General features: G+C 64.1%; 13 protein-coding genes and 1 tRNA gene. 2 read left to right on the forward strand and 12 right to left on the reverse strand.

What is annotated here, in order from left to right:
* Positions 1-60: 60 nt before the first annotated feature.
* Positions 61-708 carry a class I SAM-dependent DNA methyltransferase gene (locus MUB46_RS02320; RefSeq protein ID WP_261614248.1) on the reverse strand — a complete coding sequence of 216 codons (648 nt, stop codon included), beginning with the start codon at positions 706-708 and terminating at the stop codon, positions 61-63.
* An 89-nt stretch (positions 709-797) separates the two neighbouring features.
* On the opposite strand from MUB46_RS02320, the gene MUB46_RS02325 reads away from it, so the two are divergent.
* Positions 798-998, forward strand: coding sequence for a hypothetical protein (locus MUB46_RS02325; protein ID WP_261614249.1), 201 nt, complete (start codon positions 798-800; stop codon positions 996-998).
* 5 nt (positions 999-1003) lie between these two features.
* On the opposite strand, the gene MUB46_RS02330 is transcribed toward MUB46_RS02325, so the two are convergent.
* Positions 1004-3556 carry a ligase-associated DNA damage response DEXH box helicase gene (locus tag MUB46_RS02330; RefSeq protein WP_261614250.1) on the reverse strand — a complete coding sequence of 851 codons (2553 nt, stop codon included), beginning with the start codon at positions 3554-3556 and terminating at the stop codon, positions 1004-1006.
* 91 nt (positions 3557-3647) lie between these two features.
* Positions 3648-4643 carry a radical SAM protein gene (locus MUB46_RS02335; RefSeq protein ID WP_261614251.1) on the reverse strand — a complete coding sequence of 332 codons (996 nt, stop codon included), beginning with the start codon at positions 4641-4643 and terminating at the stop codon, positions 3648-3650.
* Between the two features lie 177 nt (positions 4644-4820).
* On the opposite strand from MUB46_RS02335, the gene MUB46_RS02340 reads away from it, so the two are divergent.
* Positions 4821-4895, forward strand: a tRNA-Gly gene (locus MUB46_RS02340).
* Positions 4896-4981: 86 nt separating this feature from the next.
* Here the strand turns inward: MUB46_RS02340 and MUB46_RS02345 are convergent.
* From MUB46_RS02345 to MUB46_RS02390, 9 genes are all read right to left on the reverse strand, one after another.
* A complete protein-coding gene (locus MUB46_RS02345) occupies positions 4982-6208 on the reverse strand; it encodes a site-specific integrase (RefSeq protein ID WP_261614252.1) in 1227 nt (408 codons plus the stop codon).
* A complete protein-coding gene (locus MUB46_RS02350) occupies positions 6195-6455 on the reverse strand; it encodes a hypothetical protein (RefSeq protein WP_261614253.1) in 261 nt (86 codons plus the stop codon). The genes MUB46_RS02345 and MUB46_RS02350 overlap by 14 nt, the downstream gene beginning before the upstream one ends.
* Before the next feature lie 149 nt (positions 6456-6604).
* Positions 6605-8818, reverse strand: coding sequence for a prohead protease/major capsid protein fusion protein (locus MUB46_RS02355; protein WP_261614254.1), 2214 nt, complete (start codon positions 8816-8818; stop codon positions 6605-6607).
* A gap of 297 nt (positions 8819-9115) precedes the next feature.
* The gene (locus tag MUB46_RS02360; protein ID WP_261614255.1) at positions 9116-9583 is read right to left on the reverse strand and encodes a hypothetical protein; all 468 of its coding nucleotides are present in this window, start codon (positions 9581-9583) and stop codon (positions 9116-9118) included.
* A gap of 427 nt (positions 9584-10010) precedes the next feature.
* Positions 10011-12350, reverse strand: coding sequence for a S8 family peptidase (locus MUB46_RS02370; RefSeq protein WP_261614256.1), 2340 nt, complete (start codon positions 12348-12350; stop codon positions 10011-10013).
* A gap of 10 nt (positions 12351-12360) precedes the next feature.
* Complete coding sequence (locus MUB46_RS02375) at positions 12361-13350, reverse strand: AAA family ATPase (protein WP_261614257.1); 990 nt, start codon at positions 13348-13350, stop codon at positions 12361-12363.
* Between the two features lie 356 nt (positions 13351-13706).
* A complete protein-coding gene (locus MUB46_RS02380) occupies positions 13707-14324 on the reverse strand; it encodes a hypothetical protein (RefSeq protein WP_261614258.1) in 618 nt (205 codons plus the stop codon).
* Entirely contained in the window at positions 14321-14656 is a 336-nt protein-coding gene (locus tag MUB46_RS02385; protein ID WP_261614259.1) for a hypothetical protein, read from the reverse strand. Before MUB46_RS02385 ends, MUB46_RS02380 begins: the two co-directional genes overlap by 4 nt.
* Positions 14617-16692 carry a glycosyltransferase gene (locus MUB46_RS02390; protein ID WP_261614260.1) on the reverse strand — a complete coding sequence of 692 codons (2076 nt, stop codon included), beginning with the start codon at positions 16690-16692 and terminating at the stop codon, positions 14617-14619. The genes MUB46_RS02385 and MUB46_RS02390 overlap by 40 nt, the downstream gene beginning before the upstream one ends.
* Between the last annotated feature and the right edge of the window lie 52 nt (positions 16693-16744).

Genomic DNA, 16744 nt, shown 5'->3' on the forward strand with positions numbered 1-16744 from the left:
GCCGCAGAGTGATGCCACGGCGTTCTTATGCCCGATTCGAGCGGCGACCGGATATTGAGCTCATACCACGCGAAAGACCGCGTAGACGACCTTGATCGCGTCGGCGAACTCCGGGTGGCGCGGCAGATAGGGCTGCGGCTCGGTCCTTTCGAGCGTCTGCCAGAGACCGGCCTCTTCGAGGCGACGGAGAACGTCGGCGAAGTCGTCGCTCCAGTAGTCCGTGCGCTGGGTGAACAGAACGAGCCCGCCGGGCCGCGCGACGCGGCAGAATTCGCGCAGAATCTGTTCGGGCCTTTCCGCGTAGGTCATCGAGCCGATGCACACGACCGCGTCGTAGGCGCCGTCCGGCGCCTGCAACGGATCGTTCATGTCCTGCCGGAAAAGCCGGTCGTAGGCGGCCACCGTCCGCGCCTCGTCGAGCGACGCCTCAGAGATGTCGAAGCCGTCCACATGCTCGAAGCCGGCCTCGGCCAGCCGACGTCCGGTCAGCCCCGTTCCGCAACACGCGTCGAGAATACGGGCCGTCGCCGTTATCCCGTGCGCCTTGAGCAGACCGGCGGCACGCTGCGGCGCTTCGTAGCCGAGGTCTTCCAGATCCTCGTCATAGGACCGCGCCCAGCCATCGTAGTACTCCGCCAAGGATGCCGCGTCGGCGGTCTGGATGCTTCTGAGTTTGCGCGATGCGGCTCTGGCCGTCTCGTGTGCCACGTGTCCTCTCCTGTAGTTTCGCTGTCAGGCGACCATAGCGCGGCCAGCGCGAATAAGGCTATTGTCCGCCCAAGCGAGAGGAGCCGTCCATGAAACTACTGATGCCGTTGTGGCAACGCCTGCTGATCACCATCGTGGTCATGCTGGTTGCAGGATATGTCGCCGGATACCTGTGGCAGATGATCCTGGGCTTTCCGCTGCCGAGCTACGGCGCGGGGCTGATCGGCGGATTGTCAGCGCTGCCGGTGTGGGACTTGCTGAAGCGGATCCGGCCGAACCAGGGCGCCTGACGGCTTCAGCGCAGCGGCCTGACGGCGGCCTCGCCCATCGCCTCGGCGATGAGCGCGTCGGCGGCCTCGGCGAGCAGGCTTTCGTCGGCTTCGCCGTGCACCGGCTCCTTGCCGATCTCCAGAAGCACCGGCACGGCGAGCGGCGACACCCGGTCGAGCGTCTGGTGGACGATCCTGCCGCGCGTGCGCCGCAGCATGTCGCCGACGCGGGTGACATCGAGCAGGCCCGTGGCCGCGTCGGCGCGGGTCGCCTGCAGCAGGACGTGATCGGGCTCGTGGCTCATCAGGACGTCGTAGATCAGGTCGGAGGACACGGTCATCTGGCGGCCGGTCTTCTCCTTGCCGGGATGGCGCCGCTCGATCAGCCCGGAAATCGTCGCGCAGGTGCGGAAGGTGCGCTTCATCAGGCTCGATTCGGCGAGCCAGGCCTCCAGATCGTCGCCGAGCATGTCCTGATCGAACAGCTCGCCGAGCGATAGCCGGCCCATCCGGATCATGGCGGCGATATCGCCCAGGCCCCAGACGGCGAGCGCGTATTCCGAGGCGACGAAGCCGAGCGGGCGGGCGCGCATGCGCTCGAGCCGGCGCGTCAGCAGCATGCCGAGCGTCTGGTGGGCGAGCCTGCCTTCGAACGGATAGCAGACGAGATAGAAGCGCGCCCCGCGCGGAAAGGTCTCGACCAGAAGCTGGTCGCGGCGCGGGATGACCGAGCGCAGCTTCTGCACCCCGAGCCATTCGCCGACCTCGCCGGGCAGCCGGCGCCACAGCCGTTCGTCGGCCAGGATCGCGCGCACCCGGTCGGCGAGATAGGTCGACAGCGGGAACTTGCCGCCCTGATAGGAGGGCACCTTGGCGTCCTCGTTGACGGCGCGGGATACGTAGACCTCGGTCTCGCGCAGACCTTCCAGCCGCAGGATGTGACCGGCGAAGACGAAGGTGTCGCCGGGCGCGAGCTGGTCGACGAACCACTCCTCGATCTCGCCGAGCATGCGCCCGCCGACGAGCGCCCTGGAGCGGCCACCCCGGACCAGCCGGACCTTCAGCATCGGCGCCTCGACGATGGTGCCGACATTGAGCCGGTACTGCTGGGCGACCTTGGGGTTGGAGACGCGCCACCTGCCTTCCGGCGTCCTGCGGATGCGGGCGTAGCGCTCGTAGGTCTTCAGCGCGTAGCCGCCGGTGGCGACGAAATCGACGACGCGGTCGAAGGTCGCGCGATCGAGATCGGCATAGGCCGCCGCGCCGGTCACTTCCCGGTAGAGCGCGTCGGCATCGAACGGCGCGGCGACGGCGGAACCGAGCACGTGCTGGGCCAGCACGTCGAGCGCGCCGGTGCGTGGCGGCGGCGAGTCCTGGGCGTTCTCGGCAAGCGCCTCCAGCGCCGCCTCGCATTCCATCACCTCGAACCGGTTGGCGGGCACCAGTAGCGCCTTGGACGGCTCGTCGAGACGGTGGTTGGCGCGGCCGATGCGCTGGGCCAGCCGGCTCGCGCCCTTCGGCGCGCCGACATTGACGACGAGATCGATGTCGCCCCAGTCGACGCCGAGATCCAGCGTGGAGGTGCAGACCACCGCCTTGAGCGCGCCGGCGACCATCGCCGCCTCGACCTTGCGGCGCTGGCCGACGTCGAGGGAGCCGTGATGCAGCGCGATGGCGAGCCCGTCCTCGTTGATGCGCCACAGCTCCTGGAACAACATCTCGGCCTGGCTGCGGGTGTTGACGAAGACGAGCGTCGTCTGGTGCGCGCGGATCGCCTCGTAGATCGCGCCGAGCGCATAGCGGGCCGAATGCCCGGCCCAGGGCACCCGCTCCTTCGGCGCCAGGATCGAGACGTCGGGGGCGACGGCGCTCTCGGCGACGACGAGATCGGCGACGGCGGTATCCGCATTCGGGCCGTGCGACTGATCCATCGGCCAGCGGGCGAGCACCTGAGGATCGGCGACCGTCGCCGACAGGCCGACGACGCGCAGGCCCGGCGCCAGCGACCGCAGCCGGGCAATCCCCAGCGCCAGCAGGTCGCCGCGCTTGGAGGTGACCAGGGCATGCAGCTCGTCGAGCACGATCGTCTTCAGGTTGGCGAACAGCGTCGGCGCCTCGCGGCTGGCGATCAGCAGGGCGATCTGCTCCGGCGTCGTCATCAGCATCTGCGGCGGGTCGTAGCGCTGGCGCTGGCGCTTCGATTGCGGCGTGTCGCCTGTGCGGGTCTCGACGCGGATGTCGAGGCCCATCTCGGCGATCGGCGTCTCGAGGTTTCGCGCGACGTCGACGGCGAGCGCCTTCAGCGGCGAGATGTAGAGCGTGTGCAGCGGCGAGGCGCGGCTGGCCGCCGTGCCGGGCTTGTGCCGCGGCGTCGCCGCCAACTCAACGAGGCTCGGCAGGAAGCCGGCGAGCGTCTTGCCCGCCCCGGTCGGCGCGATCAGCAGGGCCGAGCGCCCGGCGCGGGCCTTGGCGAGCAGCGCGCGCTGATGCGGCCGCGGCACCCAGCCGCGCGCGGCGAACCAGCCGGCGAAGGGCTCGGGCAGGAGATCGAGGTCTGCGATCGGCTCGGTAACGCTCACGAAAGCAGAGGTAGCGCCGCAAATCCGCCACGTCTATCGCGGGATCGGCGCGGCCGCGCGAAATCCGAAGTGGGCGCCGCGGCCCGCCTGGTCATTCCGGCGCGCAGGAGCCGCCGCCGAGCACGCAGAATTTGGCGCAGTGCGGGTGGCAGAGCTTGACGGCACCGCGCGAGAACATGCCGCCGTCGGCGGCAAGCGACTCGGCCAGCGTCGCGCCCATCCCGAAGGCGTCGTCATAGGGCAGCAGCGTGCAGGGCAGGACGGTGAGCGCGGCGGCGCCCCGGCGCTTCACCACCATGCGGCTCGTCGCGCACATCATGGCGTTCGGCGACAGGTCGAGGATGCCCCAGCAGGCGGTGGTAATCTCGGGCACGTCGACGCGGGCGTCCATCTCCGGGAAGATGACGAGGGCGGTGCGGTCGTCGGCGTCGATCGGCCAGCCGCGTTCGGCGAACAGCGCCGCGTATCCCGCCCGCGCGACCGGCTCGGGCTCACCCCAGACGGAGCGGCCGGCGATCGCGACCGAGAAGCCGTTTTCCGCGAGCCAGTCGAGGCCGGCGAGCGTCTTGTCGAAGGTTTTCGCGCCGCGCTCCTGCTCGTGCAGTTCGGCGGTGTAGTGATCGAGGCTGACGCGCATCACCAGCCTGTCGCCGTAGGTCTCGCGCAGGCGCAGGAGGCCGGCCCTGACCGGCGGGCGCTGCATCGGCTGCATGGCGTTGGTCAGCACCAGCGCGCGAAAGCCGCGCGACAGGGCGTCTTCAAGCATCTCCAGCATATCGGGATTCATGAAGGGCTCGCCGCCGGTAAAGCCGATTTCGGCGGTGGGCAGGCCGAGTTCGGCGATCTCGTAGAGATAGGCGCGCGCCTCCGCCGCGGTGATGTAGGCGAGGCGGTCGTTGGTCGGGCTCGATTCGATGTAGCAGTTGACGCAGGTGATGTTGCAGAGCGTGCCGGTGTTGATCCACAGCGTGTCGAGGCGCTCCAGCGCGACAGTCGCCCGCGCCTCGCCCTTTGCGGTTATGTCGGGATCGCGGAATTTCAGCGGATCGAGGGCGACGAAGCCCTTTTCGAAGGCAAGATCGTTCATGAGCGGCCGGACGGAGCTTATCTGCGATTGTTGGCCAATACCTAGCAGAAAGAACCGGTTTCGCCATCCAGAGGCCATTCAAGCGCGTTCACGTTCGCTTGTTTCGTGAATCTATCCGCGGCCGCGCGACCAAAAGCCTTGACAGATCTCGCGCCTTGCGGATGTTCTGTGCGCGTTGCGGGCGTAGTTCAGTGGTAGAACGTCAGCTTCCCAAGCTGAATGTCGTCGGTTCGATCCCGATCGCCCGCTCCAATTTTCCTTAAAGCGAACAACGGGTTGACGCCCTACCGCTAATCTACGCGTTCCCCAACGTTCCCCATCGCGTTCCCTATTCCAGTTCACTCATCGTTCCGCGCCTTGCGATGCGCCGCGCGAAGCTCTGCGATTCGACGCGCCTTTCCGAGCGCGCCACGGCTGTAACGCGCCGTCGTGGAGGCCTGTGCATGGCCCACCGCACCGCGTATCTCGTCAAGCGCCGCGCCGGCGTCTTCGGCCTCGGTAATGGCCCCTGCCCGCGCGTCCATGTTCCATACCGTGTCCGGGATGCCGGCCGCCCGCGCGACGACGCGCCACTCGCGCCCATAGGCCCATTCCGCGTAGGGCCGGCCCGCCATCTCGTCGACGATCAGCGCCCCCACCCGCTGCTCCGCAGGGATCTGCTCCAGCAGCTCGGTTACAAGCGGACACAAGGCCAAGTCGACGGCGATCAGCGAACCGGTCTTCGTCGTCGCCTTACGAAGCACCAGGTCGTCGCCAATGTCCGACCAGGTGAGGCCGTTGACCCATCGCCGGCGACGCAGCACGACCCCGGACGCCGACCCGCCGTCCGGTATCGGTTCCCATTCGCCGATCACGTCACGCTGTCGCATGCCCGTCTCGAATTGCAGCGCCGTGCCGAGCGCAAGCGACAGGCGGCCCGCTTCGAGCGCAGCCGTGATGAACGACCGCACGTGCTTGAGCTCGAGGCGGACGCGCCGTCGCGCCGGCTGTTTGAAGCGTGCCTCGTCGAGGATCGATTTGAGCCGGGCGCATTCCGGCAGTTCGGTCATGATCCCATAGCTCATCAAGAGCCGGAGCATCTTGATCAGCCCGTGCGCCCGGCGCACGCGCTCCGGCCCGCCTGGCGTCGCCGGCTTCTTCGCCTCGTCGTACCAGCGGCGGAAATCGGGATGACGCAACGCCGACAGCGACCGCTTGCCGAACGCTCTTTCGAGGATCGCCAACGACGGGTCATAGTCGTTGCGCCGCGTGTTCCACTTCACCGCCTTGTAGGGGCTTGCCGGGTCAGTCTGGTAAAGCCGGATCAGGCTTCTGAGCGTGCCGTCGAACCGCAAATAGTCCTGCTTCTGTCCAGCCGCCCAAGAAAGCATTTCGGCTTGGTAGCGTCGGCACGCGGCGGCAATGAGCGCCCGGCCGTCCGGCGTGGTGGCGTCGTAGTGAAGGCGAACCGTCTTCGGCGTGTAGCCTTTCCGCACCAGGTCGGCACGGGCAACCCACACGTGACGGACCGTCCCGTCCTTGTTTCGCCGAGCCTTGTAGCCCGGCGCGTCGTCATCGAAGGGCATCGAGATTTTCCTCTCCATCTGGATTGAAAGCCTCGATGCTAGCGAGACCGTATCGGCGCTTCCAATAGGCCTCCACTGCCGGCCAGAACCGGCCGCCCATAATCGGGTCGATCCGCGGCAGTCCGTCGCGCTCCAAGACAGCTGCCTTGTCCGGCCATTCCGCCGGCGCCTGGCTTAACCGGCGCGCGATTTCGGCCTCGCAGGGAAAGAGGCCCTGATTGCGAACGGGATCGATTTTGCGCGACATACCGGGAGCGCCCTAGCTGCTGACAAATTGGTTGCGGTCTCGCCTCCCCACCTCGGAGCATTTCAGACAGGGGGCAGGTGAGGAGGCTTGCTCCCGAGACGGACCGCGCGCCACGTTTCGATCCCCGCGCCTGATCGTTTTTCGGCTGGCTATTCGCCCGGATTCGAGTACCAGCTCCGCCAATCGACAAAGCCGCCCCCGAAGTCGAGCCGAACGCGGAACCTGACGCCGTCGACATCGAAGCCAGCTTCGGTATCGATCTGCGGTCCGGGATCGCCCTCCAGGTAAGCGTACTCCAAGCCGTCAATCACGCCGGGATCGGCCACGACGTACCACCGGGTCGCGTCCGTGAAGCGCGGCTCCACGATCAGCTCCAGGCGGCCGCTGAACGGATTGACGTCATCGACCTTGGCGGCCGCGATCGAGGCCAGGACCTGCTCGCCGATGGTCTCCAGCTCGGCAGGGACGAGTAGATATTTGGGCGGCACCGAAATCAATTCGCCCTGCAGCCCGGTCTGCTTCCGCATCGCCTGGCGGGCCACCGTCAAGGTGGTCACCGACACGACCGCACCGGAAGCGGCGAGGTTGCCATGATCGGCGTGGAACAACGCCTTGCCGTCGCTCATCGCGGCGTTCGCCTTCACGAGATCGGCAAGGAAATTGTTTTCGAACGCGAGTGCCGCGCGGCCCATTTCGCGCGGCACGCGATCGAACGCGGCGAGATCATCGTTTACGAGCGCCTGCCGGGTGATGCCGAAGATCTTGCCGAAGGTATCGATCTTGTAGCTCTCACCGCTCTCGTTGAACGTTCCGTGCTTGAATTCCCCGTGCTCGTTGACTTTCTCAAGGCTCGGCCCACCGGAGAGTTGCAGCTTTGTTTTTTTCCGGAAATCCCGAGCGGTCGTCTGTCGCGCGACCATTCGCACACCGGAGGTCGGCACGTCGTACGCGGCTCGGAGCGTCCGGTTCACTGTGTCGGCGAGCACCAATGGAAAATCGCTTGTGGTGTGCAGACCGCGAGTGACGAGTTCAGCCGTCGAAAGACCGCGCGTGCTGTGTCCGCCGAACGCAAGGCACTGCCGAGCGAGTTCGGGGACCGTGAGCCTGGCGAACTCCCGCGCCGGATCGCTGAGCGAGTGGCTCGGCGCGATCCGCTGATAGAGCGCTTCACCCATTGCGGCGGCACGGAACTCGGGATTGTCGAAGCTTGCGCCGCCGCCGCCGACTTCGACATGCGGGAACGTCATATGCTCTTCCGAGCGCTTTGCCAGATGGTCGAGGATCGCCTCCTTGAAGGGTCCCTCGTCCTTGTCCTTGTGGCGGTTGTAGAACTTGTTGGTGAGACCGTAGCGCTGCACCAGCGCCCGCCTTTCGGTCTCGCCGAAGGTCCGCGTCTCCTGCTCGCGCGTCGGCGTCGCCGGCGGCGGGGCCTCGATGGTGGCAGTCTCGATTTCGTCGGGATCCATGGATGTCTCCTTTGACCGGACATGCGCGCCCGGATCGGCTGCCACCGACACGGCGCTGACTTCGTAAAGGTGGATTTGGCGGGCGATGCGGACTTCCCGTTCGCCTGCATTCGCCGGCGGAATGCGCTCCCACTCGCCGACCTCGTAGCCGAAGCTGATCGCGACACCGACTCCGGCGACGAGGTCGCGGACTAGCTGCTTGGCGGCCTGGCTATCGCCGAGCTTGATCTTCGCCCGGACGTTCTGCGGCCCGACCGTGACCGCGAGTACGCGGCCGAGCTTCGCGCCCGGATTGAACATGTTATGACCGGCGAGGAACGGGACGCCGGCCGGTGAACCGACCCGGGTCAGGTCCCAATTGCTGGCCTCGCGGGAAAGCCGCTCGATGTAGCCGTACCGGCGCACGTCGGCGAAGGTCGAAACCACCGCGTCCAGCGTGCGGGTTTCCTCGTCCCAACTCAGTCCGCCGGCGGGCGCGCGGCGCACCATCAGGTCGGATTGATTCGCGTCGATCGCGCGCTGCAGCATCATTGCGCCTCCGTGGGGTCGTTCAACGCTTTGAAGCCCCTTCCTTGCCGTCGCGGTCGAGCCGTGACAGCTCGACCAAGAGCGAGAGCCGAGGCCGAAGGGCTTCCGCAACCTGACGGCAATCGAGCGCGATCCAGCCTGGAACGCTGTATTGGGTCGCGTTCTCCAGCTTTTCGAACAGTTCGATTTGGAGATCTTTGCCCATTGGCCACGCAGCGATAAACGGCAGGTCGCGATATCGGCGATCGAGATCTGTAAGATCGTCATCTCCCTTGAGATGTGCCCAGACGAACTGCGTAGCGTACCGGCCGAGCTTGATGGCGAAGTCCAAGTCGGCAACCAGACGCGAGGAGGCCAACAGGTGGGCAATCGCGAGGGCGGCTATGTCTCCATAACCATATCCCCACCGCCCGTTTGGCCGGAGCTGCCCGATCTCCTCCAACAGGCCACGGAAACGCCAATCCCGTAGAGACGCGGCGCTGACGCCAGTGTGGTGAGCAACTTCTCTTGGATCGAATAGCCGCACGGTGCCTAACTCCGTTGTATTTAACGTTTATATATCATTGCACAATACAACGGTCAATAAATTTGCTGCGCGGTTGGCAATCCACGCTCACTGGAGCCGCCCCCCCCCCACATCGCAAGCGCCGCTCCGAACATCGACCCTCACATGCCGTCCTCGCGCTCGCACTGGTCGCCGACATCCTCCTCCAGGTCTCGGTCGGCGCCGATCGCCCAATGCGGCTGGAACCAGTTCCCCACGCAGCCCAGGCTCGGTTCACGGTCTGGGTCCGGCTCGTGACCGTCGTGCTCGCCTTCTCGATCGTCGTCGGTTCCGCCGGCCCAAGCCTTCAGAAACCCGTGCTCCAGGCTACCGAGACTCGGCTCCCGCTCGTCGCCGTTAGGCTCGTGGTCCTCGTCCAGCTCGCGCGGGTCGGTGTCCTCGTCGACATCGCTGTCCTCGGCGTCGGCATCGCCGTCGACCTCGTCGAGGAACAGCGTCATTGACTCGACGAAATTGAGCGCGTCTTGAACGGCCGCTTCGAGCAGCCGCCGCAGCGCCGGCGTGATCGCCAGGAACTCGGTCAGGTGATCAGAGACAAGGGTCTCCCGTTCGCGGACATGGGTATTCATGCGCGGCCTCATGTGGTATAGAATTGTTCAGACGAGCCATTCTGTACCACATGGAAGCTATATGGTCAATAAAGTACCACGCGGTATTAATTCGATCACAGGCGCACAAGTACGCGCCGCGCGTGCATTGGTCCGATGGACAGCAAACGATCTCGCAACCGCTGCGAAACTTGGTGTAATGACGATCCGGCGCGCTGAGGGCACAGACGATGCAGTTAGCATCACGCCAGCGAACGCCGACGCCATCCGCCGCGCGCTAGAATGCGCTGGCGTCGAATTCATCGAGGAAAACGGCGGCGGGCCGGGGGTAAGATTGAAGGGCTCCGCTTAAGTTACTATCCCTCGCAGTCTCACGTTGCCCGGCGTAAGAAACGGGTACTTGATCGCCACCGAGCGGCAGCGCGTGGACGCGTCGCGTTCAGGATTATTATGTTTGGATACGCACCCGCTGACGCAGCTGCTCATAGAGTTGAATTTCGGCTTCGTGGGCGATTTCCACCACAACCGCGAAGGCTTGACGACCGACGTCTGCAGCCCAACCGCCTGCGCACCTAACAACTAGATGATAGGTATCGCCGTAGTGGCTGACATCGCGCGAGAAACTCGCGGTTGCTGTTTGCAGGCTGGATTTCTCGCGTAGCGTAGGACGTGGTTCCAGCGAGCAGTTAAAGCGATTTTCCAACGCTGGGAATGGACCGTCTTCTGCTACGCGCCGGCGAAAATGCTCAAAGATGAGATCTGGCTCACAACCACGGATCAGCCTGAACCCCATCGTATTGCCCGCATAGTCGCGTCGGCTGTGACGAACCGGCGGATCGTAAGCTAGGCTAACCCTGATTGTGCGTCGCCCCCGCTCAGTCTGAAATGCCTCAGGAATCGGGATCTGATAAACAGCAAAATGATCGACTTCCAATTCATCTTCGGCATAGAGCGCTACGCGCGCATCATCGGAAAAAACAGCGCGCTCAATATCGACTAACCCATGACCGCAGATCGCTCGTTCCGCATCAGCGCCAAGGGGCTGGAGCCTTGCGCGCGCCTCTGCAGGTATGCTTGCGCTTCCCGCGAGAAGTGCGCGGATCAGATTTGCCGAAGCGTTGGGGAAACGAGCTAATATTTGGCTCGCTTTGAACGCTACGAGCGGCGCCGAATAGGAGGTACCTGATCGGCCGGCAAAAAGACGATCAACAAATACATTATGAAGTGAAAGCACCCCAGCTTCTGGTAAGTCCTCGCCGCCTCGCAAACGCGCTACGATAGGATCGTATACCAGCGTGCCACCAACATCGACTAAATCAGGCTTAATTCCCTCTCGAATTCCGGGACCCGCCCTAGAGAACGGCGAGGGTTCCAGTGCATTTGTGATCGGGCGCACACCTACACTGCCCGCAGCCAGTGGGCCCATTCCATCGCCCTGCGCCAACGAGCCTACAGTGATGACGTTTATCGCGCCGGCAGGCTCGCATAGTCGATTTGTAGGTTCCAGCAGATACCCGGGATACTCGGTGACGGCCTGCTCGATACGATTGCCTACCCTTGGATTGCGATTACCCGCAGCGACAATTATAAGCACGTCCAAGTCGCGAGCCAATTCGTCAAGCGTTGCCGCCCAGGGACCCACTTTGCCTCCGTCAAAGACCTTTTTCCGGTCCCCCAAAGCGATAACGAAAATCCGGCAATCGAACTCTTGGCTTAACTGAGTGATTGCGTCCCGCATCAATGCGGGCGTTAGGCGCCGGTCGGGAAAATTCCCAGTGTGATCAAGTACTTTAGCAGAACACAGCCGTGCAGCGCGATCAAGTGTTCCATTGTCAAGTTGAGCGCGCAGATCACCGAACGTCGAAATCCCGGAAACAAAGGTACCGTGGCCAAAGTCATCCGCCGTACCTAACGCCTCCGGCACACCAATGGCGCCCACGATTATGTCTTCGATCAACGGATGTAGATTTACGCCGCTGTCGATAACGCCAATTAGAGGGGCGTCCTCACCGACCTCACCCAGCGGTGGCAAGTCGGCCATTTCAAAATCAACGGCCTCTCCGGTTGAAACGTCCGGCTCCGGTGGAAAGTCGATTTCTGCGATTTCATCTATTCCGAGTAATGTCTGAATGATCGCACCGTCGCACCGAATGCGGACGAGTGATATGGAGGGGCCGATATATCTGTCTAGCTCTTCGCCATTTCGTCCTTGAACGTAGGCTGAAATATCTTCGATTTTCCTGGTCCGCAAATCGCGACGGCCAAGGTCCCACAGCTCGGCATCCACAGTATAAATTGTGCCAGCTTGGAAATCTGCCACCTCAGTAAAGCCGTCCTCCCGCGCCCTGATGCCAATCCGGTCGCGAGGCGCGATTGCACTGATACCCTCGATGCCGCCGATGAAGGCTGCATAAGCTGGGTTCACGCACCCCAGAGGCACGCCTTGACCATAGGCGGCCAAGCGTTCACGGAAAGCGGCCATGTCGTCGGTTGAAGCGAATAGCACCAGTGTCCGATCGTCATCGCTCGACAACAAAGTCAAGCCGACTCGGTTCCAATCCTCCTCAAGAAGCGCCCCGGACATCTGGACTTTGAGGATCAGCGAGGGATCGACGAACTCCGGCCGGCGCCGACGCTGCTGTGTTTCTATGGCGAGGTTAAGTTCAGCGTCTAGCCGCTGGCTATGCGCCGCGGGATTACGCGGTGGAGGCGGTCGTCCACCTCCAGCTTTTCTTCGTTGGAACCGCTCGGGCAAACGCAGGAGTTGCAAATGCTCATAGCGTGCCATGTCGGAGCTGCTAGCCTGACTGAGTTATTCGCGTGCGACCATGCTTGCGGCGGCGCTCGTCACTAATCGCTTTACGAAAATCACTCTCGCGGACCTCTTTTCGTTTCTCGATGATAGCAGATTTTATAGCCTGAGTACTTACGCGGTCTATCTCCGCAAAGGAATAGCCGCCCAAATTCGCCGCGTAACTAATGGGATCAAAGGCAACCGTGATATTCTTGAACTTCATTCGCAGGAAGCGCTCTGTTAAGCGCCGATCGGGCTTGTCAAACCAGATCACCTCGTCGAATCGACGCCAGATTGCTTCGTCTAAAGATTTATCTAGATTAGTTGCCGCCACCAAGAAACCCTTGGGCGTGATCCGGTCAATGAAGATCAGTAAACTATTTACGACGCGGCGCAGCTCATTGTGCTCGCCACTTTCGTCTCTGGCACGGGCTAGCGCATCGAACTCGTCAAAAAACAGGACGCTGGGTTGTTTTCGTGCAAATTCGAATATTTTACGTACGTTGGTCGCTGTCTCGCCAAGATAAGAGGAAATCAACCGGTCCAGCTTAACGATATAAAGCGGCAGGCCTAATTCACACGCAAATATCTCCGCACAGAGCGTCTTTCCACAACCGGGCGGCCCGCAGAAAAGCAACTTCGAACGAACTGGCAAGCCGCGTCGTCGAATTTCTTCGGCTCGCCGAAATTCCTTCATTAGCCCAAGGAAGACGCGTGTATTTTCAGAACTAAGCACAATGTCCTGTTTGCTGTGAGTTGGCTCGACGAGTTCGATGAAATCACCCGCCGCCTCTGGAAATGGGATAAGCGGCGCAAGTGCCTTTGGCTTAGATTGCCGAGCAGGCGCGGCATCAAGGGTATTTCGGAGCGAACGAGCGAGCACGCGGTTATTCTTCTTCTCTTCTTCGTCGATGATCTGCTCGGCTACGGCACGAAATTCATCGTCCCGGCCGTAACTCGCCAGCAGTTTTTTCATCAACTCGCCGCGTGCCATGTCTTGTCTGCCAACTCCCCAAGCGCCACCGAATCATATCCGCGTATACGCCACTTCAGCATGATTTCCGCTCGCGCAGTTTAGCCCAACTGTCAACTTCAGCATTTCGTTTTCGCGCTGCGAGGCCAAAATTCTTGTGCCTGTCCCTTCTTGGGGCAGCCTTAAATCCAGTACGGACTGAAATGCGACAGTCATACACACGCCGTCCCGACACGTGCGCTACCGCTGGGACACGTGTATCCGTGTACCGCATGCACGCTGATCTACTGGCGAACATTCAGGCGCAGTGTGCCCGTAGGAGAGGCGGCCCTTGGGAAGGACCCAACCAAGGGGCCCCACCGCGCTGGCCGTTTTGTTCACCATCGCCGCTCCCCGGCGCCAAGATGCCGTAATATTCGTCGGCACTGCCGATCGGAGAGCGAGGGTCTAGGTCGAAGGCCGGGAGCGCTCGGCTCTCTTTTCTTGAAAACCTTCTGTTTCTCCGTCCCAGGCACGCCCGTGCCCCCACCCCCCTCTGCAGCGCGGCCGAGGCGTAGCCAAGCGATCCATTCCGCCGAAACGATAGTGATGATGTTCGGTAGATTGCGGTCCCGCGCGATCCGCCGTTCCTTAACGTGGATCAAGCCAGCCGCCTTGGCGGTGCGCACGGCGCGCTTCACGACTGTTGTGCCGGACAACCCCGCGCGTTTCGCGATGTCGCTATTGGCAAGCGCGCAGAAGCCACGGCGGCGCACCTGGTCGCGGATGATGGCCATGACGGCCATCTCGCCCGGTGTGAACATCGCCCGGAGCTGCGGCGGCAAAGCCGAGCTGCCGCCCCAGACGCGGCGCCGGTCGCGCCGCATGCCGCATTCGAGCGAACTCGCCGGTGGCGGCAATCGGTGCGCCCTGCGTTTCTCGGGGAGATCCGGAATGCTGTCCGGATCAACGCCGTATTTGGCGCACAGCGCAAGAAGGTCGGCCTGGGCGTTCATCGCCCCGCCCTATCGCCGGCCGGCAATTCATGCGGATAAGCATCTTTCGAAGTGCGGTTCCTAGGGGGAAACGCGTTTAGCGTCGAGGCCGAAACCGGTTCCGTATCCGCACCGGTTATCGCTCGGCCAGAAGAAGATACCGGTTCCTCGGAGGGACTGATATCGCCCGCCCGGCTCGCCTCGATGATCGCAGCGCGCGCGTCGCCACGATTGGCGAAGCGACCGAGCTTGACGTTGCGGCCATCAATGACCGCGATAGCGTCGCATCCGCCCTCGGTTTCGTTGATATACCCTATGCAGTCCAAACCGTGCGTGACGGCAAGTTCCGGCATCCGAGGATCCTTTCCGGTCTCTCGGATGGGGAACTGGGGTTAACTGGATCAAACGGTTGCCGGCGCTTCCCAAGCTGAATGTCGTCGGTTCGATCCCGATCGCCCGCTCCAATTTTTCCATAGGCCTGCGAATCGGGCGGGACCGGCGCCATGCCGGTCAGGCCGTGCTCGGTCTTTTCCCACAAATGCGGGGCGCGGCAGAGCTGCGCGACGGCGCGGACGGCGGCGATCGACATCGTCAGCCAGTAGACCGGCAACAGCGCCAGTTCGGGCACGAGCCACCACATCGGCCGGTGCCTCAGGCCGGCAAGCGCAAGCGCGAACCCCGCCGCGTAGCCCGCAATCAGGTTCAGCATGCCAATCCAGTTGACCGCGAAGTCGACCGAACCGCCGCCATTGAGGAAGATGTCGCCGCGCAGGACCTGGACGGCGATGGCCACAAGGAAGACCGGGTGGACGAAGGCGGAGGCGACGACGCCGCCGAAGATCGCCTGAATGCCCAGGAACCGGACCGGACCCAGGCGGCGCAGCAGGTCGCCGGGCGCGCGCATGTGGACCAGATAGGTCTGGATCCAGCCCTTCATCCAGCGGGTGCGCTGGCACAGCCAGGGCCGGAAGCTGACGGGCGCCTCCTCCAGCGTCGTCGACCGCAACGTCTTGCAGCGATAGCCCGCCCGGGCCAGCCGCAGGCCGAGGTCGGCGTCCTCGGTCACGTTGTAGGCATCCCAGCCGCCGACCGCCTTCAGCGCGCGGATGCGGAAATGGTTGGAGGTTCCCCCCAGCGGAAACGGCAAGCCGAGCCGCTCCAGCGCCGGCAGGAACACCTCGAACAGCGAGGCGTATTCGAGCGCGAGCTGGCGCGTGAACCAGCTCTCCGGCCAGTTGTACCAGGCGAGCCGCGCCTGCAGGCAAACGACGTCTTCGGATTCGGCGGCGAAGCGCTCGGCGGCGAGGCGCAACTGGCGCGGATCCGGCAGATCCTCCGCGTCGAAGACGGTGACGAAAGCGCCCCGGGCGAACGCCAGGGCGAAACCGAGCGCCTTCGGCTTGGTCTTCGGCGCGGCATCGGGGACAACGACGACCTGGATCTGCGGCGGCAGCGCGGCCCGGCGCAGGACCGCCAGCGTCTCGGCATCGTCGGCCTCGGTGACGATCTTGATGTCGAGACGGTGGGCGGGATAGTCGAGGCGCGCGAGCGCGGCGATCAGGCCGGGCACGAGGGCGGCCTCGCGATAGAGCGGCACCAGCACCGTGTAGTCCGGCAGCTCGTGGTCGGATAGCGGCCGAGATCGCTCCGTCCGGGACGACTCCGGAGGGCCAGACAGCGAAGATCCTAAAGAGGACGGCATCAGCCCCAGCACCGCGGCGGCGAGACGCAGCCCGATGACGCCCAGAAAGAAAAGGCCGAACAGGCCGGTCAGCGCCAGCAGCGTCGCAACCGGGAACGCCAGCGCGGCCAGCAGGGCGACAAGCGGCATGGCGGCGAGCACCACGGCCTGCCTGCGGTCGAGCAGCCGGCGCGCGGAATTGCCGTCGTGCAGCAGCCCGCCGCCATTTCGGGCGACCGCTACGAGATGGTCCTGCGCGCACGAGACGAGGGCGTCGGTCAGCGCCTGCGGCGTGGTGATGAACAGTTGCCGGGCCGCAAAGGGACGGGCGGAAAGCGTCTCCACGAGCGCCGCGACCTGTCGTCCGCGCGGCGCGCAGGCGATCTCGGTGCCGTCGCCGTTGGCCACGACGAGCATGCCGAGCCGCGCGGCGAGCGCCGGATCGCGGCCGACGAAGGGATCGGCGGGAAAGCGCAGCCGCACGATGGATACGAACCGGGCGCCGACCGCGGCGGAGAGTGCGCGATAATAGGTGTCGATCGAGACGAGACGGCGCGACAGCAGCAGTTCATGCGCGCAGGCGCCGAGCCGGTCGGCCTCCGCGACGGCCTCCTCTAGCGCCTCAAGCGGCAGCCTGCCCGTGAGAAACGCCACGTCGGGCGGCAGGTCCGCAACCGCTTCGCGCCGAACGGCACCCTCCGCCGTCACGCGCCCCCCTGCTGACAACCACAGCCGGGGTTACTATAAGCATCGAACCCGC

This window comes from Microbaculum marinisediminis (assembly GCF_025397915.1).
GTDB lineage: Bacteria > Pseudomonadota > Alphaproteobacteria > Rhizobiales > Tepidamorphaceae > Microbaculum > Microbaculum marinisediminis.